Source organism: Agarivorans sp. Alg241-V36 (assembly GCF_900537085.1).
GTDB lineage: Bacteria > Pseudomonadota > Gammaproteobacteria > Enterobacterales > Celerinatantimonadaceae > Agarivorans.
Genome location: NZ_UNRE01000005.1, coordinates 420,707 through 445,014, shown reverse-complemented (window position 1 = coordinate 445,014; position 24,308 = coordinate 420,707). Strand labels below are relative to the sequence as shown.

The 24,308-nt window shown below is 42.8% G+C and carries 20 protein-coding genes and 1 tRNA gene; 7 read left to right on the top strand and 14 right to left on the bottom strand.

Features of this window, described 5'->3' with window-relative positions; all coding sequences use genetic code 11:
- Positions 1-2 precede the first annotated feature (2 nt).
- Positions 3-638, top strand: coding sequence for a two-component system response regulator NarL (narL, locus tag G6R11_RS13885; protein ID WP_163133662.1), 636 nt, complete (start codon positions 3-5; stop codon positions 636-638).
- Positions 639-901: 263 nt separating this feature from the next.
- On the opposite strand, the gene G6R11_RS13880 is transcribed toward narL, so the two are convergent.
- Positions 902-3,040 carry a YgiQ family radical SAM protein gene (locus tag G6R11_RS13880; protein WP_163133661.1) on the bottom strand — a complete coding sequence of 713 codons (2,139 nt, stop codon included), beginning with the start codon at positions 3,038-3,040 and terminating at the stop codon, positions 902-904.
- Between the two features lie 177 nt (positions 3,041-3,217).
- Between G6R11_RS13880 and G6R11_RS13875 the strand changes: the two genes are divergently transcribed.
- Positions 3,218-4,765, top strand: a complete 1,548-nt coding sequence (locus tag G6R11_RS13875; RefSeq protein ID WP_163133660.1) for a phospholipase D family protein — start codon at positions 3,218-3,220, stop codon at positions 4,763-4,765.
- 5 nt (positions 4,766-4,770) lie between these two features.
- On the opposite strand, the gene G6R11_RS13870 is transcribed toward G6R11_RS13875, so the two are convergent.
- Positions 4,771-5,253, bottom strand: a complete 483-nt coding sequence (locus G6R11_RS13870) for a peptidylprolyl isomerase (protein WP_163133659.1) — start codon at positions 5,251-5,253, stop codon at positions 4,771-4,773.
- A 179-nt stretch (positions 5,254-5,432) separates the two neighbouring features.
- Here G6R11_RS13870 and G6R11_RS13865 point away from each other — a divergent pair, with 179 nt between their 5' ends.
- Both G6R11_RS13865 and G6R11_RS13860 read left to right on the top strand, forming a co-directional pair.
- The gene (locus G6R11_RS13865; protein WP_163133658.1) at positions 5,433-6,053 is read left to right on the top strand and encodes a LysE family translocator; all 621 of its coding nucleotides are present in this window, start codon (positions 5,433-5,435) and stop codon (positions 6,051-6,053) included.
- A 100-nt stretch (positions 6,054-6,153) separates the two neighbouring features.
- Complete coding sequence (locus G6R11_RS13860; protein ID WP_163133657.1) at positions 6,154-6,627, top strand: SRPBCC domain-containing protein; 474 nt, start codon at positions 6,154-6,156, stop codon at positions 6,625-6,627.
- A 1-nt stretch (position 6,628) separates the two neighbouring features.
- On the opposite strand, the gene G6R11_RS13855 is transcribed toward G6R11_RS13860, so the two are convergent.
- The 6 genes from G6R11_RS13855 to G6R11_RS13830 form a co-directional block, all read right to left on the bottom strand.
- Positions 6,629-8,110 carry a phosphatidylserine/phosphatidylglycerophosphate/cardiolipin synthase family protein gene (locus G6R11_RS13855; protein ID WP_163133656.1) on the bottom strand — a complete coding sequence of 494 codons (1,482 nt, stop codon included), beginning with the start codon at positions 8,108-8,110 and terminating at the stop codon, positions 6,629-6,631.
- 63 nt (positions 8,111-8,173) lie between these two features.
- Entirely contained in the window at positions 8,174-9,802 is a 1,629-nt protein-coding gene (locus G6R11_RS13850; RefSeq protein WP_163133655.1) for a hypothetical protein, read from the bottom strand.
- Between the two features lie 419 nt (positions 9,803-10,221).
- Positions 10,222-11,229 carry an FUSC family protein gene (locus G6R11_RS13845; RefSeq protein ID WP_163133654.1) on the bottom strand — a complete coding sequence of 336 codons (1,008 nt, stop codon included), beginning with the start codon at positions 11,227-11,229 and terminating at the stop codon, positions 10,222-10,224.
- Entirely contained in the window at positions 11,216-12,097 is an 882-nt protein-coding gene (locus G6R11_RS13840) for an HlyD family secretion protein (RefSeq protein ID WP_163133653.1), read from the bottom strand. The genes G6R11_RS13845 and G6R11_RS13840 overlap by 14 nt, the downstream gene beginning before the upstream one ends.
- Positions 12,098-12,112: 15 nt before the next feature.
- A complete protein-coding gene (locus G6R11_RS13835; RefSeq protein WP_163133652.1) occupies positions 12,113-12,331 on the bottom strand; it encodes a DUF1656 domain-containing protein in 219 nt (72 codons plus the stop codon).
- A 90-nt stretch (positions 12,332-12,421) separates the two neighbouring features.
- Positions 12,422-13,759 (bottom strand): serine hydrolase domain-containing protein, encoded by a 1,338-nt coding sequence (locus G6R11_RS13830; protein WP_163133651.1) that lies wholly within the window; start codon positions 13,757-13,759, stop codon positions 12,422-12,424.
- 98 nt (positions 13,760-13,857) lie between these two features.
- Between G6R11_RS13830 and G6R11_RS13825 the strand changes: the two genes are divergently transcribed.
- A complete protein-coding gene (locus G6R11_RS13825) occupies positions 13,858-14,760 on the top strand; it encodes a LysR family transcriptional regulator (protein ID WP_163133650.1) in 903 nt (300 codons plus the stop codon).
- A gap of 209 nt (positions 14,761-14,969) precedes the next feature.
- Positions 14,970-15,308, top strand: coding sequence for a cytosolic protein (locus G6R11_RS13820; RefSeq protein WP_163133649.1), 339 nt, complete (start codon positions 14,970-14,972; stop codon positions 15,306-15,308).
- Between the two features lie 226 nt (positions 15,309-15,534).
- Here the strand turns inward: G6R11_RS13820 and G6R11_RS13815 are convergent, their stop codons facing one another.
- The 6 genes from G6R11_RS13815 to G6R11_RS13790 form a co-directional block, all read right to left on the bottom strand.
- A complete protein-coding gene (locus G6R11_RS13815) occupies positions 15,535-16,704 on the bottom strand; it encodes a patatin-like phospholipase family protein (protein WP_163133648.1) in 1,170 nt (389 codons plus the stop codon).
- Between the two features lie 9 nt (positions 16,705-16,713).
- A complete protein-coding gene (pdxY, locus tag G6R11_RS13810) occupies positions 16,714-17,571 on the bottom strand; it encodes a pyridoxal kinase PdxY (RefSeq protein WP_163133647.1) in 858 nt (285 codons plus the stop codon).
- Positions 17,572-17,634: 63 nt separating this feature from the next.
- Positions 17,635-19,221 (bottom strand): bifunctional aspartate transaminase/aspartate 4-decarboxylase, encoded by a 1,587-nt coding sequence (locus G6R11_RS13805; protein WP_163133646.1) that lies wholly within the window; start codon positions 19,219-19,221, stop codon positions 17,635-17,637.
- A gap of 493 nt (positions 19,222-19,714) precedes the next feature.
- The gene (gene aspT, locus G6R11_RS13800) at positions 19,715-21,421 is read right to left on the bottom strand and encodes an aspartate-alanine antiporter (RefSeq protein WP_163133645.1); all 1,707 of its coding nucleotides are present in this window, start codon (positions 21,419-21,421) and stop codon (positions 19,715-19,717) included.
- Positions 21,422-21,761: 340 nt separating this feature from the next.
- A tRNA-Ser gene (locus G6R11_RS13795) sits at positions 21,762-21,849 on the bottom strand.
- 173 nt (positions 21,850-22,022) lie between these two features.
- Positions 22,023-23,003 (bottom strand): glucokinase, encoded by a 981-nt coding sequence (locus tag G6R11_RS13790; protein ID WP_304503127.1) that lies wholly within the window; start codon positions 23,001-23,003, stop codon positions 22,023-22,025.
- Positions 23,004-23,316: 313 nt separating this feature from the next.
- On the opposite strand from G6R11_RS13790, the gene G6R11_RS13785 reads away from it, so the two are divergent.
- Positions 23,317-24,165, top strand: a complete 849-nt coding sequence (locus G6R11_RS13785) for a MurR/RpiR family transcriptional regulator (RefSeq protein WP_016401844.1) — start codon at positions 23,317-23,319, stop codon at positions 24,163-24,165.
- Positions 24,166-24,308: the final 143 nt, after the last annotated feature.

The window sequence follows — 24,308 nt, the reverse complement described above, 5'->3', positions numbered from 1 at the left end:
CTATGAGCGACCCAATCAACATTCTTGTTGTAGATGACCACCCATTAATGCGTAAAGGCATTGTGCAGTTTTTGAGCATCGAACCTGAGTTTAACGTTGTTGCTGAAGCAGGCAGTGGTGCGCAAGCTGTAGAGATTTGCAGCGAACTTGAACCCGACGTGGTGCTGTTAGACTTGAACATGAAGGGTCTATCTGGCTTAGATACTTTAAAGCTACTGCGTGAAAAACAAGTTAGCTCTACCATCATTATTCTCACTGTGTCAGATTCTAAGCAAGACGTAATCAAACTGATTAACGCCGGGGCCGATGGCTACCTGCTTAAAGATATGGAACCAGAGCAGTTACATGAACAACTAAAACAAGCTGCAGCAGGTAAACAAGTACTAAGCGAAGAGTTAATGCCCTTCCTTAGCTGCTTGCACGAAACTGACGAATTTGCAGAAAAGTTAGAATCCGTTACCAAACGTGAATTACAAACCCTTAACGAAATCGCTAAAGGCGCCAGTAACCGCGAAGTTGCATCAACGCTTAAAATTACCGAAGGAACGGTAAAGGTGCATGTGAAGAGTTTATTGCGCAAGCTTAATGCGAAATCACGCGTAGAACTCACTGTGATGTACCTAGAGCATATCGCCTAATTACCATGAGTGATGTGTTGCTTATAAGCGAAGCCGCATGCCTAATTCTGGCAATGAGCTTCGCTTTAAGGGCAGTGTTTTTACACGCAAAGCGCCACCAAGACTGGTTAAACCCATTACGTATTTTTTTTAAACCTGTTAACAACTTAAATGCCGACGAGTATTCACTGATTAGATGGGCAGTTTACGCACTAGTCTTTTGCGTAGCCTTAGACCTGCTCAGACATTTGATATAAAAAAAGCGGCTTACGCCGCTTATATTATTAACGCTTTTGCTTGAACTGTTTGTTAGTAAAACGAGTTGCGGCAAAGTTACTGTTCTTCGCCCCTTTGTAACCACGATTACCAGCTCCACGACCGCCGCGCTTATTATCTGCAGGCACTAAGTGATGCAAGCCACTACCAATGAGCTTAGTTAGGCCCATATTGGTTAAGCCTTCACGAATAATTGGCCAGTTTTTCTCATCATGATAACGCAGTAAAGCTTTATGCAAGCGACGCTGACGGCCCTTCTTGGCAACAGAAACTCGCTCGCTAGTGTGACTCACTTTGTGCAGCGGGTTACGCTCGGTGTGATACATAGTAGTCGCGTTAGCAAGCGGTGAAGGATAGAAGTTCTGCACCTGATCAAGTCTAAACTTGTTCTTCTTTAACCACAGCGCAAGTGTCACCATATCTTCATCTTTAGTACCGGGATGAGCCGAGATAAAGTAAGGGATCAAATACTGCTTTTTACCCGCTTCTTTTGAGTACTTATCAAACAGCTCTTTAAACTTGTGATAAGTGCCCATGCCCGGTTTCATCATCTTAGACAATGGGCCTTCTTCGGTGTGCTCTGGTGCAATTTTTAAATACCCACCCACATGGTGTAAAGCCAGTTCTTTTACGTAGCGCGGGTCTTCAATGGCTAAATCATATCGCACGCCAGAGGCAATTAAGATCTTCTTAATGCCCTCAACTTTACGCGCACGGCGGTATAAATCGATAGTAGGCGTATGGTCTGTATCCATATGATGACAAATACTCGGATACACACAAGATAGGCGACGACAGGTTTCTTCGGCCTTAGGGCTTTTACAATTGAGGCGATACATGTTGGCCGTTGGGCCACCTAAATCTGAAATAATGCCTGTAAATCCAGGAACTTGATCTCTGATCTGCTCGATCTCGTTAATGATTGAATCTTCCGAGCGGCTTTGAATAATTCGCCCTTCGTGCTCGGTAATAGAACAGAAAGTACAACCGCCGTAACAACCACGCATAATGTTTATCGAAAACTTAATCATGTCGTAGGCAGGTATTTTTGCCTTGCCATAACTTGGATGCGGAACCCGCTGATAAGGCAAACCAAACACGCCATCCATATCTTCTGTGCTTAATGGCAAGGCAGGAGGATTAAGCCAAACAATTCTATCGCCATGGCGCTGTGCTAAAGCGCGAGCACAACCAGGGTTGGTTTCTAAGTGAAAAATTCGAGACGCATGAGCATACAGCACTTGGTTAACTTTAACTTGCTCAAAAGCCGGCAAATTAATGTACACATTTTCCCATGGGCGTTTCTTTTCCAATTGCACAACAATGGGTTTGGCTTTTTCTGCTTCTTTCGGATCAAAAGTCTCAGCTTCGTTGCTGGCACAGCTTTCTTCTATTTCAGCGTATGGGCTAGGAATAGGGTCAATTTTGCCAGGCTTATCTAAGTGGCTTGAATCTAAACCACTCCAGCCTGGTAGAGCTTCTTTACGTATAATCGCCGTTCCACGAACGTCATTTAGCTCACTAATGTCTTCACCTTCGCTAAGGCGGTAAGCAACTTCAACCAATGGTCGCTCGGCGTTGCCATAGATCAGCAATTCAGCTTTAGCATCAAACAGCACTGAGCGACGCACTTTATCAGACCAGTAATCATAGTGAGCAATACGGCGCAGGCTCGCTTCTATGCCACCTAGGACTACAGGCACATCTTTATAGGCTTCTTTACAACGCTGCGAATAGACAATTACTGCGCGATCAGGTCGCTTTCCGCCTTCATTATTAGGCGTGTAGGCGTCATCATGGCGCAGCTTTCTATCCGCGGTGTAACGGTTGATCATCGAGTCCATGTTGCCAGCGGTTACCCCAAAAAATAGATTGGGTTTGCCAAGCTTCATAAAGGCATCTTTGCTGGTCCATTCGGGCTGTGCAATTATTCCCACTCTAAAGCCTTTGGCTTCTAACATACGGCCAATGACCGCCATACCAAAGCTTGGGTGGTCAACGTAAGCGTCACCAGTTACCAAAATAATGTCACAGCTATCCCAACCTAAGGTTTTCATTTCCTTACGTGACATAGGCAAGAATGGCGCAGCGGCTCGCTGGCGATTCACGCAAGTTTCAGGTTTAAATAGATTTGGCGCTGTTTGCATAAAAATTGGTCTCGTAAAATCAAGCGCGACATTATATACGTTATTTGAGTCTCGAGGAAACGGATTAACAGCAAGTTAACAATTACTGCGTAAAGCTGGCTTAACTCACTAGCGAAAAGACGCTAATTCATCTAAAATTTCTTTTAATATTTAGCAAGTTACTTATTGAAGATGCAAATGGAATTGCCACGCCCCCTGCCTCATTTATTACTTATCTTTTTAGTAAGTCAGTTGTTATTTGCCTGCGCCCAACGCCCACCAGAAGAACTGATACAACAACATAAGCAAGCAAGCTACACACTTAAGCCTAATGCATCTTCCCTTAATCAGTTTAAAGTTAATCAAATTGCTCAATATCAACCGGGTAAAAATGGCATAGCTATTTTGTCCGATGGTTTAAGCGCCTTCGCAGCAAGAATTGCATTAATCGAAGAAGCTGAGTTAAGTATTGACGCCCAGTACTACATGATTAAAGAGGATATGACCGGCGCATTATTCTTGGGCCATTTGTTATTGGCCGCAGACCGAGGGGTGAGAGTTAGGCTGTTAATCGACGACATTAATACCTCAAATTATGACGATGTACTAAAAGCTCTAGCTCTGCACGACAACGTTGAAGTAAGAGTATTTAATCCATTCTACGATCGTACCTTTCGCGCCACCAATATGGTCGGTGATTTTAATCGGCTAAACAGCCGCATGCACAACAAGTCACTTACTATCGACGGTCTCATTACCGTGGTAGGAGGCAGAAACATTGGCGACGAATACTTTAGCGCAAAAGACGACCTTGAATTTGCAGACATTGACGCCATCGCTTTAGGCCCAGTGGTTGACGAAGTAAACCAAGCCTTTGACTTATATTGGAACGACATTAGAAGCTACCCTATGGAAGCCTTAAATCCAAAAGAGGTAGATATTCAAGCTCAGCATAGGCGTTTAGAACAGCAAATTTTCAAACATAGCGTCAAATCCTTTATCAAAGCCCATAGACGTTATGCCAAGCTCATCGAAGATAAATCCTTTCGCGATTTCTTATATTGGTGTGATGGTCGCTTATTAGTAGACCACCCCAACAAGGACTTCGGCTTCACCCAAAATGTTGCAACAAATCTAGGGGAAGCAATGCTAGACGCAACACAAAGCATTTTGCTGAGTTCACCCTACTTTGTACCTGGAGAAGAAGGAAGCGAAGCGCTTATAGAGCTTTCCAACAAAGGGATTGATGTTAGCGTAATAACCAATTCGCTTGCTGCCACCGACGTTGCTGCAGTGCACTCTGGCTATAAAAAATATCGCAAGCGCTTGGTTGAGGCTAATGTATTTGTTTATGAAATTAAGCCCGATGCCTCGCAAAAGCAACGCTTAGCTTTTTTTGGTAAAGGCGCCTCTCGCGCAAGCTTGCACAGCAAAATGTTTGTAATTGATGAAGAGAAGCTGTTTATCGGCTCGTTTAACTGGGATCCTCGCTCCATCAACCTAAATACCGAAATGGGTTTGTTACTTACCTGCCCGAACTTAGCAGAACGAGTATTTAGCGGCGTGCATGAAGAACTACCCTATAAAAGCTATTTGCTTGAGCTGGACCAAAAACAGCAATTAGAATGGGTAGAGTCTTTGCGGGGCCAAGAGGAAATACGTTACTCTAGCGAGCCTAAAGCCAGTGCGTGGCGAAAGTTCCAGGCTTGGATAGTTGGCCTTCTACCAATAGAAGACCAACTATAAATAGCTTAGTGGTGGTGGCCACATCCGCCTTCTGCATGAACGTGGCCGTGAGCTAACTCTTCTTCAGTTGCTTTACGAACTTCGGTCACTTCAATTGAGAAAGCCAAATCAATTCCAGCTAATGGGTGGTTGCCATCAACAATCACTTCGTCTTCTTCCATGCCGATAATAATGACCGACTGCTCGCCTTCGTCGGTAGTAGCGCGAAACTGCATGCCTACTTCCACTTCAACATCGCCAAACATGCTCTTAGGCACTGCTTGAACAAGGTTATCGTTACGCTCACCATAAGCATTTTCGGCAGCAATATCTGCATCAAACTTGTCGCCAACCTGTTTACCAACAAGCGCTTGCTCTAAGCCAGGTACTAACTGACCGTGACCAACAATAATTGCCAAAGGCTCTTTGCCTTCAGAAGTATCAAGTTGTTCGCCATTAGCGGTTACGGTGTATTCAAAAACGGCAACGTCGTCTTTTGCAATGATCATTCAAGATTCCTTGGTTAAAAATTTTGCAGAGCTCTGCTATCGGAGCAATTCTAAAGCTTAGGAAACAAAATTACTATCTAGGATTCATTTAACAAAACCTTCCACCATGGTTCCTATGCCTTTTATCCAAGCATAAAAAGAGTACACTGTAGCCTTTGAAAAATGCTGTTGGTTAAGCCATGGATCTGTCTACCCTACTTATCTTTATCCCTACTTTCTTCTTCGTTTCAATCACACCCGGCATGTGTATGACGCTAGCGATGACCTTAGGCATGACCATAGGCCTGCGCCGCACATTTTGGATGATGCTCGGTGAAATGGTGGGAGTAGGCATTGTTGCTGTGTTGGCAGTACTTGGGGTTGCCGCAATTATGCTGCGCTACCCAGATGTGTTTACCTTACTTAAATGGATCGGCGGAGGTTACCTAGCCTACCTAGGTATCCAAATGTGGCGCTCTCGCGGAAAAATGGCCATACCCGAAAAAATCGAACAGCAAGCACAAGTTGGCCATTGGCAATTAGCCACTCAAGGTTTTATTACAGCCATTGCAAACCCTAAAGGCTGGGCTTTTATGATCTCCTTACTGCCACCTTTCATCCAAGCGGATAAAGCCCTGCCCCTGCAATTAACCGTATTGGTTGGCATCATTCTAATTTCTGAGTTTGTGTGTATGACACTTTATGCAACCGGTGGAAAAACCTTAAGGTTGTTTTTGAACAAAAGTGGCAATGTAAGGTTATTAAATCGCATATCTGGAACCTTAATGATAGGTGTTGGAATTTGGCTAGTATCCACCTAATACGTCTAGCGAGTCTTTTCAGAGTAAGCAGAAAAATAAGCCTAGCAACTAAGCGCTATAATTATTGAGTTAACGATAGACTTTTAAACAGGTAGCTTACATGCAAGTGAATACTCAAATCGATTGGCCAGAGTACTACCATCCCAAACATGCACAAATTCACGTTAAAAACGCTGTGCCTATTAGAGTTCCCGCTGAGCAAGTATGGGCTTGTTTAGTGCGAGCGCCCTGCTGGCCAAGCTGGGAAAACAAAGCAACCTCGGTTCAACTATTAAACGGCAATGGACTTGAGCTAGAAAAAGGCACTGTGTTTCTTTGGAAAACTAAAAAACTCCAATTTAAATGCACAGTAGTGGAGTTTGTTCCCAATAAAAAAATTGCATGGAAAGGTAAATCTGGCAGCATCGACATGTATCATGCCTGGAAACTCGACTGCCAAGACAGCGGCTGTTCAATCATTACAGAAACAACTCAACGCAATGGCATAAGCTGGTTCACCAAGTTTTTTCTTCCCAAGCACATCAACAATTATCATCAGCATTGGCTAGAAGAACTGCAACGACAAGCCCGGTAACTTATAAGTCGTAAACTAAACCCAGCGAACGGTATATTGCATCACCAATAGCTGCGGAGCTTTTTCTTCCTGGTGATTTAAGCCTCTCCTGCTTGCCTTGCTGCCAAACGGTTTTGCCATTTTCGTTTATGCTGACGCGCCATAAATAACTATCGCGATCTTTAAACAAATAGTCTTCTAACTGCTCAGCAAACGCCTCTCCGCATAGGTACAAACCGAATTCCAGGTTTAAATGATCAGATCTCGGATCAAAGTTAGAAGAACCAACATAGCTACATTGTTTATTCACAATCAATGCTTTCACATGATAATAACTCTTAGATTGACCCTTGTGCTTTTCTGGCGAAAACTCATAAACCGTTACGCCTTTTTCTAGTAGCTGCTTACGATAAGGCGAGTAATAAGCACCAACAAACGCTGAATCACTGCCAGTTTTACCGGCCGTCACAGCTGTCACCTCAGCGCCTTGTTGGCTAAATTCTTGGATATCACTTTCCCCAACAGCCTTAGGCAGCAAATACGGTGTAGAGACGGTTAGATGTTTAACTTTCTCATGTTTTTGTTGAATGACTTTAGACAAACGAACACGGTGATAAGGCTGCTTATCATTCATTTTCTCCAGCGAGTCGAATAATGCAGTAGCCTCCACAGGCATAAATTGTGGCTCAGCGAGTAACTGGACGCTATTGGCAATCTCCTTTAACTGTAGCGGCTGTTTCTTTGCTAATTTTGCAAAATCAGCCAATAAATAATCACGCTCTCCCTGCCCTAACTTTCCAAGTAAAATCTCTACATCAACAACCTGCTCACTAGTAAACAGCGCCTCAAAGTTTTGTTCAAAAGCTGCGAGTACTTCCCCCTTTACTAACAAATCCAAATCAAAAAAGTTCGCTTTATTGCTGTATTCAAAATAGCTATCGCCGATATTACGTCCACCAGTAATCATTAACTCGCCATCCACCAGCAATAGCTTTTCATGTAAGCGATGATTACGTTTATTTTTATGGATCTGAAAATCAAACATCCGGCTAAACCAACCAAGTTCACGCCCTTCAAAAGGATTAAAAATACGTACTTCTATATTTGGGTGCGCAGCTAACACTTTTAACCACTTATCATTAAACTCAAGCAGGTCATCAAGCACTAGTTTTACCTTTACGCCGCGATCAGCAGCCATTCTAAGCTCGCGGTATAGGTAAGCTCCACTAAGGTCATGGTCCCAAGTAAAATACTCTAGTAAAACGTAAGCCTTGGCCCGGCGAACAGCATTAACACGATGAGCTAAAGCCTCTTTTCCATTAGGAATTAAATACACTTGAGCTGGAACAGTCTCAGGCTGCCAGTTTGCTGTTAGATCATGGTTAATTGGCGGGGGAGCACTGGAGCAAGCAACCAGTAAACTAAATAAACCAAGTAATACCAGAGGTTGACCACGGCGAAACTCAGGCAGCAGCAGTGCTACAATTTGTTTAACAAAATGCATAAGGAAACCTAGATGAGAAATAGAGAGAAAGATTGCTAAATGGGCATCCTTGCCCATAAGCCACTAGAATCGGTAACCAAAGTTAAGGGTTGCTGCGCTACGGTCTTTACCTATACTAACAAGGCCAGTGATATTGTAGTTTTGGCCTAGCTCTTTGTTAAAACCAATTAAGCCAGCCCAACGTTGACTACGAATACCCACGTCATAATCCATTTCTATATCTTGAAAACGCACTGTGCCGGTCATGTTATCGTCATAACCTTGGTACTCTGCACCAACAAACACCTGTGCTCGCTGTTGTTGAAACTGGTAACCCAACATTGGTTGCACGGTAACAATACCGTCGCTCCATTCGTCAGCACCCTTCATTTTTGTTTTAGTTAATGAACCCGTTACCGAGGCAAATAAATTCTTATAACCAACAGATAATGTGGTACCTACACCTAGTAAGTCATACTCAAGATGCAAAGGTACATGAAAGTCACCTGATGGAACTTGGATTTGCTCACCAATACACTTATCGCCAATTTCCACACCAAGACAAAGGTCAATCCCGTTAAAGTGGGCCAGAACATCGGCGTCTACATCTAGTTTTCCAACGAAGCCAAATACATTCCAAAAAGGCAATATGTAGGCGTCACCACGCAAGGTAAAACTCTCGGTATTCACCACTGCATGTGATTGTTCTGGGTCGAAAAACATCCCTAAAATATCAGGATCAATGCCAAATACGCTAAAGCTGGTAAAATCAAAATCAGTTTCTTGGCTACGGTAAGCCATAGAAAAGCCGAAAGGCTTTGGTAAGTCGATGCCTTTCCGACGCAGGGTGTCGCCAAAAATAGGGAATACCCTGTCTAGTTTCACATTTTCTTCGCGTACTCGAGGATCAGACATCTCAGAAAGCAACTGTTGATCTTTAATAATTGCGCCAGCAGCGTCATCGTAAAAAGCAACCGGTTTAATTTCCATGTCTAGTTCACAGTCGTGGCCCTTACATACACCTTTAGCATTAACCGTTTTATGCTTAATCACGTACTCGCCAGTATTTAGCACTTCTAGCTTCAAGGTTTGGCGATACTCATTTACCTTTCCTAAGTCATGTTTGAAGGGTTCGCTGTTGGTAATCACCATCTGTTTAACTAGGCCATTTCTCACCGTCATCTCTACCTGCATAAAACGGAAAAACGCTAAATCCTGTGGTAAGGCAAACTTAGAAAAGTTAAAGCGCACAGTCGCACTACCATCTTCTTGCTGGTCTACCTGCAAGGAGCTTTTGTCGTAAGTACTGGCATATTGGCGTAACTTGTATTCTGTCATCGCAAGCTTTTCGATATCTTTAAGCAAACCTTTGCGGTGTTTTAAGCTCTCTTCTTTGTAACGAATATTTAAGCTCATTCTTCCTTTAAGGTCAGTACTGTGCACTAAAAAGTATTCGGTAGCTTCGGTGCCGTGTTTGCCTGTAAAGCTCTTAGTAACATGCTCTACAAAGTGATCCGTTTGGCCTAAATCACTCAAAGCTAGACCTGGAAGATGTTCAGGAATATTTAGATCTCGCAACTCAGCAAATTCTGCTGCATTGTCTAAGTCAGAAGTATCTTGATGTTCAGCCAATGCACTAGTAGAAAAAAATAAACTAGATACCAAAGCTGCTTTAAGCCAAGAACGAGAAGTTGTGTTATTAAGTGCTGTCATTACAGTTCCAAATTGAAAAACTCAAAAAGTTTTATCAACGAAACGAATAAGCAAACGTCCATATCTAACTATTACGTTAGGTCGACCAATGAATAGAGCTGGCAACTACTCCCCGCTCTGTTAATGGGCGTAGAATAAAAGAAGGAGCTTTAAGGCGTTAATCAGCATTGATGGATCGAATCCTCAGTTTGTTTTTGGCCGGAACAATCGCTAACCCAAAAGACAAGTTGAAATAAACAACAACGCTGCTAAGTGCACTGTTCTTGGTGAAAATATCTGGTATTAGCCCGCCACCAGCCTTGCTCTCATAGCTGTTTGGTGCTTTAGGGGATGAGGTGTTTATCAGCGACTCGATAAACACCAAGACAAAGCTAAGCGGTTCGAACACCGCCTAAAGGAATATAAAGCTGGTAATGAGTTCACTCATGAAGAAGCTCTGCGTCGCTAGCCATAAAAGTTTCAACCAGATGAACAACAAAGCGAACGGTGATTAAAATTAGACTTAGAAACAACAACATTTGCAAAGACGAGTTAATGTCAAATATTGGCCTTAAATGCTGTGCGTTCATCGTTAGTAGCACCAAAAATTGACCACCCAGAATACGCATTGGCAGTTGGTTTTCCTTAGGGAAAAAATGCCATACAAGAAACACATTCACAAAGTAAAATGCCCCTAGCTGCCACACACTATCTAAAAGTGGTAACACAAATACATATTGACTAAGCACTACAGCTGACCAAACATATACCAAGCCCAAAATTTTATTAAGATAATGGTAAGGAAACTCAATCAGACTAAGCCCCAAGGTTGCAGCAATTAGCGGAAACATAAATCCGCCTGGTATTGGCAAGTAAATCCATAAAGACCAACTGACTAATGTTACTGCTACAAACTTAAACGCCCGTAATCCACCCTCTTGCTTGGTTCGAATAACTTGCTTAGGGAGAGCTTTAGGATCTTTAAGCTCTGGCCACAGTAAGCTAAAGACTAGCGAATAACATACCACCCCCAACAAGGTTTCTTGCACTCTAAGCACCGCTAGACTAAAGCTTAGGCTCTCACTTAAACCACTGGCCAAAGCAACAATAATTGCCACTATAAACGACATTTTATATACGTAGGCATAACGAGAGCGCGCAGACATGTAAGCAGCAAGGCCTCCAAGTACCAGCTCACTAAGCAGAAACAGTTCTCGCTGTTGTCCAAATAACGCTAATAAAGTAAAACCTAGTACTACACCACTTGCTGTGCCTATTACACGTTGCCTTGCCTTATGTAAGGCATGGCTATAACTCTCTGTTGTAGCCATTACTATTACTGCAATCGCTCCCCAGTAGGGCTTCTCCCAACCAAAGCTTAATGCAAGAACAATGGTTAAGCTTAAACTAGCAGCTACCTTTATGGCTTTAATGCTAGCTGCGTTCATTAGCGTTTACCTGCTTATTAATCATTACCGAAGCAGTAGTACCTACCCTTAGTTGCACATTAGCGGGTAACTCCGTGACAGTGATCTTAACTGGAAGGCGCTGTGCAAGGCGTATCCATTCAAAGTTTGGATTTACGCTTGGCAACATATGAGTGCTGGTAGTGCCATCAGCCTGAGCAATACCGTAACCAATGCTAGTCACTTGGCCTGTTAGTGGAGTATCGGGGTAACTCATTAGGGTGATCTGCGCTAGGTTACCCTGCTGCATAGCTTGTATGTCGGTTTCTTTAAAAAATCCCTCAATCCAAAAGCTTGTTTCATCAATTAAGGCCACTACCGGTTGGTTCGCAACAACATGTGCCCCTTCAGCCAAATTAAAGTTAGTTATATAGCCATCTTTACTGGCGTAAATTTTGGTAAAACCTAAATTGAGTTTCGCAGCTTCTAGCGCTGCAGAAGCAGCCTTAACATTTGCCTGTGCAGACAGTACATCATTTTGTAAGTTGTTTAAGGTTATTACTGGTACCGAGCCCGGAGTGCGCTTTTCTAAGGCACTCATTCTATGTTGCTCGTTGTTTGCTCTAGCTAACACTGCTTCTGCCTGTGCTAAATTTGCACTGGCTTGCTGGCTTGCTGTTTTATAAACACTGTCATCGATCTCAAACAGCAGTTCACCGCGCTTAACCCGTTGGTTGTCAGATATATATATAGACGTTACTGGCCCAGTAACACGAGGCGTGATCTCCACAATATTGGCTCTTACTAGCGCATCACGAGTCCAAGGGTTAGACAAGTAATGCTGATACTTTAAACCAGCTAAGGTGGCAGCTAGAACCATTAGCAATATCGTTAGTATTTTAGTTTTCATGAAAAGGCCTTGTTATTAAGCAGGAAAAACGTAGCGGCTAAGAGCTACCGTGTAGATCACTAGTAGTGACAACTCAACCAGCGCCGGCACATATAAGTACTTCATTCCTCCCAAACGGCCAATCAAGGCCATAGTGAAGTTTGCAGCTAAATAGGCGACACCAAACGCAATCAGTAGTGGTGGAAAGTAAATCTCTCCAACCACAATTTCTTTAGGTAAATATTCATGGAACATAGTTAAGTCTTCGTGTTGAAAGGATTGCAGAAAGCTTAAAGCCACCACACTTTAATGGTTAATCGCCAATGAAGGATCAAGTCCTCAGCACTAATGAAACTGCTGTGAAACAGCGCGTAAATACTCCATCAAACAACTGGGCTTATCCAATGGTTCAAAGGGCTTGGAAGAGAAATACACAGCAACAAAATCACGCTTAGCATCGATATACATGCCCTGCCCAAAGCTGCCTTGTAGATAGCGAGAGCCGTCGTCGTAACATTTGTCGAACTTAAAGGCATGCAAGGCGCTATTTCGAGCGATTTTGCTAGATGTTCTGAAGCTTTTTATTACGCTGCTAGGTAATACTGGACTAGCAGATATTGTTGAACCACTGGGGCATAGCAACATTCCCATACGCGCAGCATCTTCTAGCGTAGACAATATGAAATCATGACATAAAGCGGTTCCATCTGGCGCTAAAGTCACTAGTATCGGCGCCTTGGCCTTAACTCTGCCCCATACGCGGTTTTCAAAAAGTTGCGTCCAAGGAAGCTGGTCTATGGTTTCTGCAATATAGGCCAGAATAGTTTGGCTTACAGGGCTAATGCCTTGTTGACTATGGGAGCTAACGCCAGTGAACTTTTTGATTTGCTTAACCACATCTAACCAGCTTTCTTGATGCCCTGGGTAGCTATTTGCTCGTCCAAACTCAGCGGCGATAAAGCGCGAAATATAAGACTTTGGGTCAAACAAAGCATGCTGTGTCGGCGATAAGTCTAGGCCAGTGTTTCCGTTAAGCGCCTGTCGAATAGTTACTCCATCCCAAGCAGTGCAGCGTAACTCCGGCAAATAAACGCTTACAGAACGGTCTACATCTATTTTTCCTTCTGTGATAAGTAGTGCAAACACTAGGCTAATCGCCAAACTAGATAGCCCCATCCAAACATGATTTTGTTCCGCGGTCATACCCGGATACCGTTCAAATACCACCTCGCCGGCTTGAACAATAATTAAGCCCTGTACTCGGCTATCCGCCAGGTAGATGTAGTCATTTAAACTGCTTGCGGGTGTTTGCTCGCCGCTAATGCTTAAGTCCCCAATCAAAGGCTTGATGTTTCTCGGCAGTGAGTCGCCTACTTGGTGTGGTTTAGCGCTTGATGAAGGCAAAAAATGATTGAGATGCGAGTTGTAAATAAGAGCGTCGTCTCCCCCCATTAAAAAATGATTGGGACTAAAGTTTTTATGTGCTTGCCTATACTGCTCTACTGAAAACCCCTTTAATGCAGCAGATACCGGCAGTAAAGGTTCTGCGCCTGGTGTAATCATTTGACTATACCTTTGCTCAAGGTATAGCGCTTCTTGCTTAGACGCTATACGCAAAGACGTAGCCACCGCACCAACGTTAGCCATTAGTGCGCTGCGGGTAAAACTAGGTTTAGTTGTCATGAGCTCACTCTTTAACAGCACAAGTGGTATTTATATTGCTGCCTAGAATAGTGCTATGCTTTCTTCAGAGATAATCGGAATTGAAGGATCAAATCCTCATGCATTTTAGCTTGGAGCAACTTGCTGCCTTTGTAGCGGTTTATGAAAAAGGCTCGTTTAGCGAAGCGGCAGTAAAACTCAACAAACATAGAACCACCATTGGGCAAGTGATCACCAACCTTGAAGATCAACTGGCAGTTGAGTTATTTGAAAGGGTTGGCAGAAGCGCCAACCCAACCAGCGAAGGGCAAATGCTATATAGCTACGCCAAAGTAACCATAGAGCAAGCTAAATCCTTTAATAAAATTGCCCTTAGCTTGTCTTATGGCCAACTCGAAAGCCTTACGATTGGCTATACCAGCCTTATCCCCAGCGAACTATTAGTTAACATTCGTCAGCTGCTATTAGAAAAATATCCAGCCATGACCGTTAACTTTCTAATAAAAACCAAAGATGAAATAAAAGCCGGGATAGAGGATGACTCTATACAAATCGGCTTTGTAAACGTAGACCAACGAACCCCTATTACTAGCTTCGATATCACCTTTCTTTGCTACCTTACCTTTGGATTATATGCTGCTAAAACCAGTCCACTAACATCGCTGCCTAGCAATCAGTTATTTAGTACGCTAAAGACCAGTAAACAATTAATTTTGAAAGCTTATTTAGATGACGATATATCAAGAAAAATCTTACTCTCCTCCGACTATGAAGTTATCGAAGACTACTCATTATTACTTAGCTTGGTTCAACAAGGTGTGGGCTGGGCATTATTGCCTAGAGTAACCATTGAAGGTCTTGGCGATTTACTACAATTGCAAAAACTAAACTTAGAAGAAGTAAAAGAGGATTTTCGCTTTCCAATTGCGCTTTGGGCGCCGCGCTCGAAAGCGGTAGTAGAAATTAAGAAAGAAATTGAATCATTAGTCGTCGACTACATAAACGAAAGAAGACTGAAGTAATAAATATAAATAACTTACAAAGTAACGAGTCTTAATACAGCTCGAAAGTAAGCATAATACTATCTTCTTTTTGGACAAAAAACGTGTTTCAAGTAGGTCCAGTGAAGGCAGGTATTCGCACAGCATTACTGCCTTTTAGTCACTAAATCACTACTACGTTCTCCTCTGATAGTGATAAAATCTCAGCATCAGAATTACCGAGAAACTCTATGTTTATCCATCATGTAAATGGCATCGACTGGCTGGTGATTACAGCTTTTGAAGAACTGAAAACACTATTTATCGAAGAAGCCGGCGCGATTCCCTCTTGTTTCTCTACCACTAGCGAATTGAACCTGATTGATCAAGCCAAGCGTACTTATGGGTATTTGCCTACACTCAGCGGCATAATCACCGATACCGGCACTTTTCAAAGTCAGGATAACGAAGAAGATTTGAATCCACAGCTCGCCTGCCTGGTTGAGGGTAGAGGCAGAGTGTTTATCTATCACGGCGGCTTTGTGGCATTTGTGGATGACGAGCAAACCTTTATTACCCGAATGGACTAAAAATTATTCAGTAAGGTGAAATCGACCAATTGGCATCCCTAGCCGTTCATCGGCAAGCGTTTCGTTTATTAACCGGGTACTAACCGAATAGAGCCGACCCCTTAGCTTCAATAAATAGAGCAATGCTGCGGTTAACAGGTGAGCGGTATCCTGCCAAGGAATTGGGCAAAACAAGTTAAGCCAACCAGCCTTACCCACACAGCAGCTTAGTACTTAGAGATAAACCTTAAGGCAACTCGGTATACCACTGTTGCTTAATTGCTTTTTGATAACCGTAGTTATACAAGGCCTGCATATAGTCTTGGTCGAACATCTTTTTAGTACTTTTAACTTTGGTAAAATCTTCGCTTACGTAGGTGAACTTAGCATCAAAGTTGTGTTTCTCACTAAAATACAAAATCCGATACAGATCTCCGCGGTTTTGATTCAAGGTTAAGCTTTGCACACTGCGCCCTAGTAGCTGAACACCCTTGTCTTTTAGTGTTTGGTAAGGTAAATCTAACCGGCCATTACGCACTATATAAATATTTGGCGAGCTATTGATGCCTAAAGCTTGGGCAATTTTGCCGTAATCAAAACCTGCAGGGTCGGCAAACATTTGAGCACTTAGACCACCATCTACATGCATTTCTTCTAACGCTTCCCCGTTTATGCTTACATCAACAAATTGCGGAGGAAAAACCCCTGGTATAGACGAACTGGCAGCCAGAACTTGGTGAATGAGCAGGTCTTTTTGAGGATGATTACTTGCAGCAATTTGCCCCAGGTTCCACACCACTTGCTTACCTGAGTCAAAATGCGTAGTGCCGATAAACAAACGCTTACCACTGTTATGTTTAGCGGCGATCTTGGCGATCATTTGCTCATCAAACGTAGCCTCAATAAAGCTATTAAGGCCCTTGCCTGTGCTTATACCATCTTTAAAAATGGCATTTAAGTAATTTCGATTGGCTAGGATAGCTTTATCGCTAATACCCAGCATGACTTGCTTCATTACTTCTATCTCGTCGCCTCCAACAAATACAAAAGGCGCAATCAGTGCACCGGCACTTACGCCAGTTACGATGCTAAAGTCGGGCAAATTTCCAGTTTGATACATACCGTTGACGACTCCCGCTCCAAATGCACCATTTGCGCCTCCGCCAGATAAAGCAAGAATATTCAATGAATCAGAATCTGAACTTAGTACCGTTGTTTTGGTGACTTCATCGTAAAGAAAGTCTGGTGCTTGATTTCCCCAAAAACGCAGTGGTTCCTTAGAGGAAGTATCGCCAGTTAGCTCAACTTGCTGATAGTTAAGTTCACTCACCCGTTTATCTAAGCCGTGGCTAGACGAGCAAGCGCTTAGCACTGTAGCTAGCAGTAACACTGATGTTAATTTGTATAAGTTCAACATTAGGTTTCCTTAAGCCACTTTTGCTGCTGAAAAGCTGTAGTGAGGCTCGCTGAGCTGGTCTTGTGCCAAAATGGTTTGTAATTCCCACTCGCCATTATGTTGGGTTGCTTTTAGAACACCATAACTAGCATTATTAGCGTGCTCTAAAGCCATAACTGGCGGCCAACCTTTCAATAAACCTCCGGTGAATAAGGCTGAGATTAAATCGCCTACGCCTACTGGTGCTTTTTCAAATTCCAATTGAGGACGCTTAACTAAATAACATCCGCTGGCGTCGGCCATCATCATGCTAAACTGCCCATTAGTTAAACTATGAAGATGTTTAACCAAAACTACTTTTGGACCTTTAGCTAAGGCTTGGTTACACCCATCAATGGCATCTTGTAGATTAGTAATCTGCATGCCTACAAAACGACTCAGTTCAAATTGATTAGGCACAATCACATCTGCTTTTGGCATTACATTTTCAACTAAGTATTCGCTAATCCCCTCGGCTAAAATGCAACCTTTATCTGGGTCCCCCATTACAGGATCACAAACATACATAGCTTTAGGGTTAGCCTGTTTAACTGCAGCAACAGCAGCCAGTAAAGACTCAGCCTGAGCAGCACTTCCTAGATATCCAGATACTAAAGCTTGGCATTGGTTTAACTGACCAATTGCGTCAATGCCTTTAACTAAATCGGTGATTTCGTTGGCTGGAAAACTTTGACCGGTCCAACCTTGACGGTATTGGGTATGATTAGAAAATTGAACCGTATGAACGGGCCAAACTTCAAAGCCCATACGCTGTAGTGGAAATACTGCAGAGCTGTTTCCAGCGTGACCATAAACTACATGGGATTGAACAGAAATAATGCCTTTCATGATGCGACTTCTCTACTTGACTAAAAAAGGTAGAGGCGCGATATCGCGCCTCCTTAGCAGGGCTTATTGCGCTTTAAATTCAGCGTAATGCTCGTCTAGTACTTTGCGAGTTTCACGACCAATTAACTCGTACTCATGATGAGTTAGGTTAGCCAATGAAACACGTACAGAAGCGTGCACGGTGTCGAAGCCTTTACCTGGAAGTAAAATTACTCCGGTAGACTGGGCTAAACGGAACAGGAAGTATTGACCTTTACCACTTTCTTTAAACCAGCGAACAAATTCGTCGCCATAAAGCTTGCCACCAATAGTGTCTAGCTCTAGTAGTGTGTAGTAATCAACACGGTCTTTATCTTCTTCAACTGCTACACCCATTGCGCCGTATAAAGTTTGGTAACGCTCACGGATAATGCGCTTACAAGCCGCTTTGTAGTTGTCTTCCATGTCCATTAAGCAAGTTAATGAAAATAGCGCCATCTGTACTTGTTGAGGCAAGGCTAAACCTGCAGTGTGGTTTAGAGCTACTGCGCGGCTGTCTGCTACGATACGGTCAATAAATTTAATATCACGTGGAGTTGGCGTTAGCGTTTTGTAACGATCATCTAGAGCGAGTTGGTGCTGCTCTGGTAGTGCGCGCATCGCATCGTCAAATACATTTGATTCGTGAATACCAATAGTGCCTAAGCGCCAGCCAGTTGCACCAAAGTATTTAGAGAATGAGTAAACACACAAGGTGTTGTAAGGCAGTGTTGCGAATAACGACACAAAGTCATCAGCAAATGTGCCGTATACGTCATCTGTAATAATAAACAGATCTTTACGTTGGCTATTAACAAAGTTAGATAGCAAGGTTAGCGTTTCATCAGACATTTTAACTGATGCAGGGTTAGCTGGGTTAACTACACAAAGTAATTTAATGTCGGTATCGGCTAACTTGTTAATCTCAGACTCAGGAAGCTGCCAGGTAGTTTCATCTAGGCGTAGCTCAACAATTTCAAGTTCGTATTCAGCAAGCTCTGGAATCTCTAAGTAAGGGGTGAAAATAGGTGTGATAAGCGCAACTTTGTCACCTTTTTTCAATAAACCATTATTAAACATTGTGGCGAAGGTGTAAGTCATTGATGCAGTACCACCTTCTGTGGCAAACAAATCAAAGTTAGTGGTCATTGGCATAGAACCATACATTTCTTCGCCAATGTATTGCTTAACTACTTTTTCAATGTTTCTTAGCATGCGAGAAGGTACTGGGTAGTTACAACCCAAGAACGCCAATACTAACTCGTTAAGAAAATCATGCTTTTCAATGCCTAAGCGATCTTTAGCGTAGCTTAGTGCTTTTTGAATAAACTGAACGCCCTCTTTATCACCATATTGCTTTGCAAAGGTATCAAAACGTTCAACAATGCCTTCTCCATTAGGAATGCCACCGAAGCCGCCATCTAGGTAAGCGTAGTTACGTTCCGCTTCTTCAACAGAGAAGTCACCTAAACGCAAAAATGCTTTACGTGGAAGAGTTGCTAAAAAGTTAGGGTTACCACGGCCTGCGTCTAGCAATGCACGATCTGGAACGGTGTTAGCAAGATCGATCAATTTGTCTTTTAATTCAAATGGGCTTAAGTCTGCAAATTGAGAGAAATCGATGTTTAACATGTTTTATATACCTTCTGATTAAGTGTTTACTTTTCGTCCACTAGGCAACTGCCTTGGCGATGGAGGTATATTAAGTAACAGAGAAAAATCGAGTTAATCGCCAATGAAGGATCAGATCCATCAACTCCACAAAACCAGGCTTATTCTACTTTGTAAGCTCTAAATCAGCTTAAATATTAGATAGCTAAAGCATTGATTAAAATCGTATTTAAAACAAAGAGGAAAGACGAACGCCTTTCGAGTAAGTGCTTGGCAGTTAAGCGCTAAACCGCAGCTGGTTAATCGCTGGTAACTTTATATTAGAATCACACAAGCATTGTTTTCAGCGCAAAAAAATAACCGCCAATGTAAGCAATGCATAATGATTAGCAGCTAAAACGCAAAAGCAGCAAGCTCCGTGAGGAACTTGCTGCTGGGTAATTTATTAAGGGCAGTCTACTTGCCGCATCAAAGAGGCAAACATGAGTGAGCCCCTTTAATTAGCGTTAGCGTATTAGCCAACGTTAGTGGTAATTATCCCGATAATGATTGGGCCCCACAATGTAAGCAATACGTTTGCAATTGCGTAGGTAACCGTGAACGAGAATACTGGAGTTGCGTTGCCAGCTTTTTCTAACAAAGCTGCGAACGCTGGGTTAGCACTTCTACCACCGGCTATAGCACCTAGCGCCTCAATAGGGTTTCTTACTCGCAATACATAATAAGAGAAGAAGAAAGCCACAATTTGCGGAATTAAGGTAACACCTACACCTAGCATAAGTAAGGTTAAGCCGTGCTCACGGATGGCGTCAATTGCTTGAGGACCAGCCTGCAGGCCAACAATGCCCACGAACACTGCCAAACCAAAGTCGCGAATAAAGTTTGATGCACCCATTGGGAACGAAGCAACTTTAGGGTTTTTACTGCGTAACCAGCCAACCATTAGACCCGATATCAAACAGCCTGCGCCAGAACCAATAGTTACGGGAATACCAGCAATTTTGAAGTTGATTAAACCAATAAGTAAACCAACAACCATACCAAGACCAAACAATACAAAGTCTGTCACATAGGCAGAACCTAAACGTTGGCCAATGTTATTTGCAACACGGTTTAAGTCTGCCGCTTTACCGGTAATTTGCACAATATCGTGTTTTTCAATGACTAGATCAGCATTTACCTCTAGGCTAGTTCCGCCACGATTTACATCAGTGATGTACACCCCACGAGTTAACGACTTTTGCGCTAGCTGTTTAATTTGTCCAAGAGTTTTACCGATTAGCTTAGAGTTAGTAGCAATAAGTTGGCGATTTTCTTCAACTAATTCTACCGAACTAGGAATATCAATTTCTTCACCTAACAAGCTTGCCTGCTGCTTAACTGCAGAGCGTCGACCAGTCACTATTACTACATCATTCTCTCTAAAAGTGACCTCATTTGAAGCTAGCGCCTCACCTTCACGCTGCACTAACTCGATTGCTGTATCAATCAAGCTATCGTTAGCTTGAGCGATGGTTTTATGTAATAGCGCGCTATTACCATCGATACGATAAGCACGTGAGTCTAAGGCTGTAATCGCGTTAAATTCACCAGCCGACAACGCGGTTTTACCATCGTTTTGTTTCTCGGCAAGTTCTATAGCTTCTTTACGAATGTCCCACCTCATCAATGTTGGGATAATCCACGTCACCATCAAAATTGGACCAAGTGAACCAAAGATGTAAGTTACTGCATAACCTACAGCCACGTTAGTTTGCATTAAGGCTTTGGCTTCTTCAGTAATACCACCTAGTTTGCCAATGGCATCTCCAGCGGTACCAATAATGGCAGATTGAGTTAAACCACCAGCTGCTAAACCAGCTGCCGTTCCACGGTCAAGGTCAAACATCCAAGCAGCACCTAACACCACAAATAAACCAACGCTTGTCATAACAACGGCTGACAAAATAACGTTAACGGTTTTGCGGTTTAACGCGCCAAAGAACTGAGGACCACCTTGAAAACCTACTGCATAAATAAACAATGCAAAGAAAATACTTTTTACACCAGGGTCAATATCAACACCAAGTTGACCAACGACTACACCCATTAATAAAGTACCGGCAACGCCGCCTAGTACAAAGCGACCAATGGTGATCTTACCTATCAAATAGCCAAGCGCCAAAGTGACGAACAAAGCAATATACGGAGAGCTTTGGATTAATTGTTGGGCGATGCTCATAGCGCACCTCCCGCGTTTTTACTTAAACAAGCAAGTGTTGCAGATACGCAAACTTGCTGTCCAAATTGAATAAATGATTGAAACATACCTACCTCTAGTTAATATCGCCCTGTTGCGATGCAGGCATATTAATCAAGAGGATTTGACAGCGTTACTCACCATTGATGGACCGGATCCATCATGAACTTTCAAAGCACTGTCTGCTTACTCTGCGGCCTTAAGTTAAGCGGGCAGCAAAAGTTTTACAGATTGAATTAGCCAATAAAAGCAAGGTAAATAATGTTGGTAATTTATTTCAGAAAAGAAAAAAGACGTCCTTGGACGTCTTTAAACTTGAAGATGGCGGTGACGGAGAGATTCGAACTCTCGAAGGGTTGCCCCTTACACACTTTCCAGGCGTGCTCCTTCAGCCACTCGGACACGTCACCTTTTTTTGACTTATTGCGCTTAGCAATAATGAGGCGCTAGATTACGGATCACTTAAGTTTGGGTCAATAACTTTTTGGCTAAATACTGGCAACTGCCGAGTTCTTAAACAATTTTTGCTGACTCAAACAAAAAAAGAAGCCGAAGCTTCTTTTTCTTTAAACCGCTATAAAGCCTAAATACGGTAGCCGTTACTTTGGCGTAAGTAAGCAGCAGCGCCCTGTAAGCCTGGTTGCTCTTCGGTAATAATATAAACCGGTACTTTGGCGACAAAATCTACAAAGCGACCTTTATCTTCAAAACGCTTGCGGAAATCGCTGTTATTGAAGAAATCCATAAAGCGAGTAATGATGCCACCGGCAATATATACGCCGCCAAAGGTAGACATGTTAAGCGCTAGGTTACCGCCAAACGAGCCTAAAGCACGGCAGAATACTTCCATTGCTTCAACACAAACTGGGCAGCTGCCGTCAAGTCCACGAGTAGTCACGTCTGAAGGCTCAAATGTTTCAGCCGTTTTACCGTGCATGTCCATTAAGCCTTCGTAAATGTTTACTAAGCCAGGGCCTGACAACAAACGCTCTGCCGATACATGACCTAAACGTTTTTGTAAAAAGGCCAATACGTGCGCTTCTTTCTCGTCGTTAGCAGCAAACTCTACATGGCCGCCCTCGCCCGGAATACATACATACTCGCTGTCGTGATGGATTAAGTGAGCAACACCTAAACCTGTGCCTGGACCGTAAACGGCAATTGGCGCACCTGTTTTAGCTTCGCCACCGCCAACTTGAATCTTTTGCTCGTCGGTCAAAGTTGGGATAGACATCGCGATGCCAGTGTAATCGTTAATTACGTGGAATCCTTCGAAGCCTAATTGTTCTTGTACTTCTTTCTTAGAGAATGCCCAGCTGTGATTGGTCATTGCGATCCAATCTTTATCGGTAGGACAAGCAATGGCGACACAAGCTTGGGTTACTGTTTCTTGCTGTTCTTTTAGGTACAGGGAAATCACGTCAGCGATGCTTGGGTAGTCAGCACATAAATACTTTTTTAAACGCCCTATTTCACCTGTTTTAAGTTCAACTAGAGCTAAGCGAATATTTGTACCACCTACGTCGGCGATTAAACCAAAACCGGCCATTTTGTTTTCCTTCATACCAAGTTCAAAAAATAGAAAAATATTATTACGCATCCTAACAAACTGTGATTAAGATGGCTGTACTATATTTATGTCGTCAAATTTTACCGCTTTTGTTCTAGAATTTCGTTAGTAAATTACTAATTGCATACTCATTTTCAAAGATATTAGACCTAGCTCAAACTATAAAATCCCTCCCTGGTCTATGATTGCTCATAATTCAGCTTGTTTTACTAAAGTGTCTGTGTAATTGTATGACATATAATTTTGTTGAAAAATTATTACATTTGACAACGTCGACATAACAAATGCGCTAAAAATAACGGATATTATGAATACGCTTGAAAAAATAACTAAAAATTTAGAAAACTTCAGCAAATCAGAACGTAAGGTTGCTGAGGTTATTATCGCCTCCCCTCAAACGGCGATTCATTCAAGTATTGCTGCATTAGCAAAACTCGCTGACGTAAGTGAACCGACAGTAAACCGCTTTTGTCGGCGCTTAGACACTAAAGGTTTCCCAGATTTTAAACTGCACCTAGCACAAAGCTTAGCCAATGGTACGCCTTACGTTAACCGCCATGTTGACGAAGAAGATGGCCCAGAAGCCTATACTTCTAAGATTTTTGAATCGTCTATGGCTAGCCTAGAAGCAGCAAAAAACAGTTTAGACCCTAATGCGGTAAACCGCGCTGTAGATTTATTGACCCAAGCCAAGAAAATCTCTTTCTTTGGTTTAGGTGCTTCTGCATCGGTTGCTCAAGACGCATTAAACAAGTTCTTCCGCTTTAATGTGCCCGTGAGTTATTTTGACGATGTAGTAATGATGCGCATGAGTTGTATTGTGGCTACCGAAGAAGATGTGATTATTTTGATTTCACATACCGGCCGCACCAAAGCAATGATTGATATTGCAGTGCTAGCCCAACAAAACGATTCAACGGTTATCGGCATTACCAGTAAAGACTCTCCGTTAGCTAAAGAATGTAACTTAGTCTTGTCGATGGACGTGCCAGAAGATACTGATGTATATATGCCAATGGCTTCTCGAATTGCACAGATGGCATTAATTGACGTACTAGCTACCGGCTTTACCTTACGCCGAGGCGAGAAGTTCCGCGAGAATCTACGTAAAGTTAAACAAAGCCTTAAAGACTCGCGTACGGATAAGTCGCTGTAACAACAAACTTTAAAGCCAGCGAACGCTGGCTTTTTTAATGCCCTCTTACCACTGTTTCCCCTTCAGCTCGCTAAAAACCTAGTATTGCGCTATTCACCACTTAATAGCTTTGTCTCATCTTACTTAGGACAAGCAACGGGCAA

Coding starts and splice junctions, on each gene's coding strand:
- narL (WP_163133662.1), top strand. CDS start 3: ATGAGCGACCCAATCAACATTCTTGTTGTAGATGACCACCCATTAATG.
- G6R11_RS13880 (WP_163133661.1), bottom strand. CDS start 3,040: ATGCAAACAGCGCCAAATCTATTTAAACCTGAAACTTGCGTGAATCGC.
- G6R11_RS13875 (WP_163133660.1), top strand. CDS start 3,218: ATGGAATTGCCACGCCCCCTGCCTCATTTATTACTTATCTTTTTAGTA.
- G6R11_RS13870 (WP_163133659.1), bottom strand. CDS start 5,253: ATGATCATTGCAAAAGACGACGTTGCCGTTTTTGAATACACCGTAACC.
- G6R11_RS13865 (WP_163133658.1), top strand. CDS start 5,433: ATGGATCTGTCTACCCTACTTATCTTTATCCCTACTTTCTTCTTCGTT.
- G6R11_RS13860 (WP_163133657.1), top strand. CDS start 6,154: ATGCAAGTGAATACTCAAATCGATTGGCCAGAGTACTACCATCCCAAA.
- G6R11_RS13855 (WP_163133656.1), bottom strand. CDS start 8,110: ATGCATTTTGTTAAACAAATTGTAGCACTGCTGCTGCCTGAGTTTCGC.
- G6R11_RS13850 (WP_163133655.1), bottom strand. CDS start 9,802: ATGACAGCACTTAATAACACAACTTCTCGTTCTTGGCTTAAAGCAGCT.
- G6R11_RS13845 (WP_163133654.1), bottom strand. CDS start 11,229: ATGAACGCAGCTAGCATTAAAGCCATAAAGGTAGCTGCTAGTTTAAGC.
- G6R11_RS13840 (WP_163133653.1), bottom strand. CDS start 12,097: ATGAAAACTAAAATACTAACGATATTGCTAATGGTTCTAGCTGCCACC.
- G6R11_RS13835 (WP_163133652.1), bottom strand. CDS start 12,331: ATGTTCCATGAATATTTACCTAAAGAAATTGTGGTTGGAGAGATTTAC.
- G6R11_RS13830 (WP_163133651.1), bottom strand. CDS start 13,759: ATGACAACTAAACCTAGTTTTACCCGCAGCGCACTAATGGCTAACGTT.
- G6R11_RS13825 (WP_163133650.1), top strand. CDS start 13,858: ATGCATTTTAGCTTGGAGCAACTTGCTGCCTTTGTAGCGGTTTATGAA.
- G6R11_RS13820 (WP_163133649.1), top strand. CDS start 14,970: ATGTTTATCCATCATGTAAATGGCATCGACTGGCTGGTGATTACAGCT.
- G6R11_RS13815 (WP_163133648.1), bottom strand. CDS start 16,704: ATGTTGAACTTATACAAATTAACATCAGTGTTACTGCTAGCTACAGTG.
- pdxY (WP_163133647.1), bottom strand. CDS start 17,571: ATGAAAGGCATTATTTCTGTTCAATCCCATGTAGTTTATGGTCACGCT.
- G6R11_RS13805 (WP_163133646.1), bottom strand. CDS start 19,221: ATGTTAAACATCGATTTCTCTCAATTTGCAGACTTAAGCCCATTTGAA.
- aspT (WP_163133645.1), bottom strand. CDS start 21,421: ATGAGCATCGCCCAACAATTAATCCAAAGCTCTCCGTATATTGCTTTG.
- G6R11_RS13790 (WP_304503127.1), bottom strand. CDS start 23,003: ATGAAGGAAAACAAAATGGCCGGTTTTGGTTTAATCGCCGACGTAGGT.
- G6R11_RS13785 (WP_016401844.1), top strand. CDS start 23,317: ATGAATACGCTTGAAAAAATAACTAAAAATTTAGAAAACTTCAGCAAA.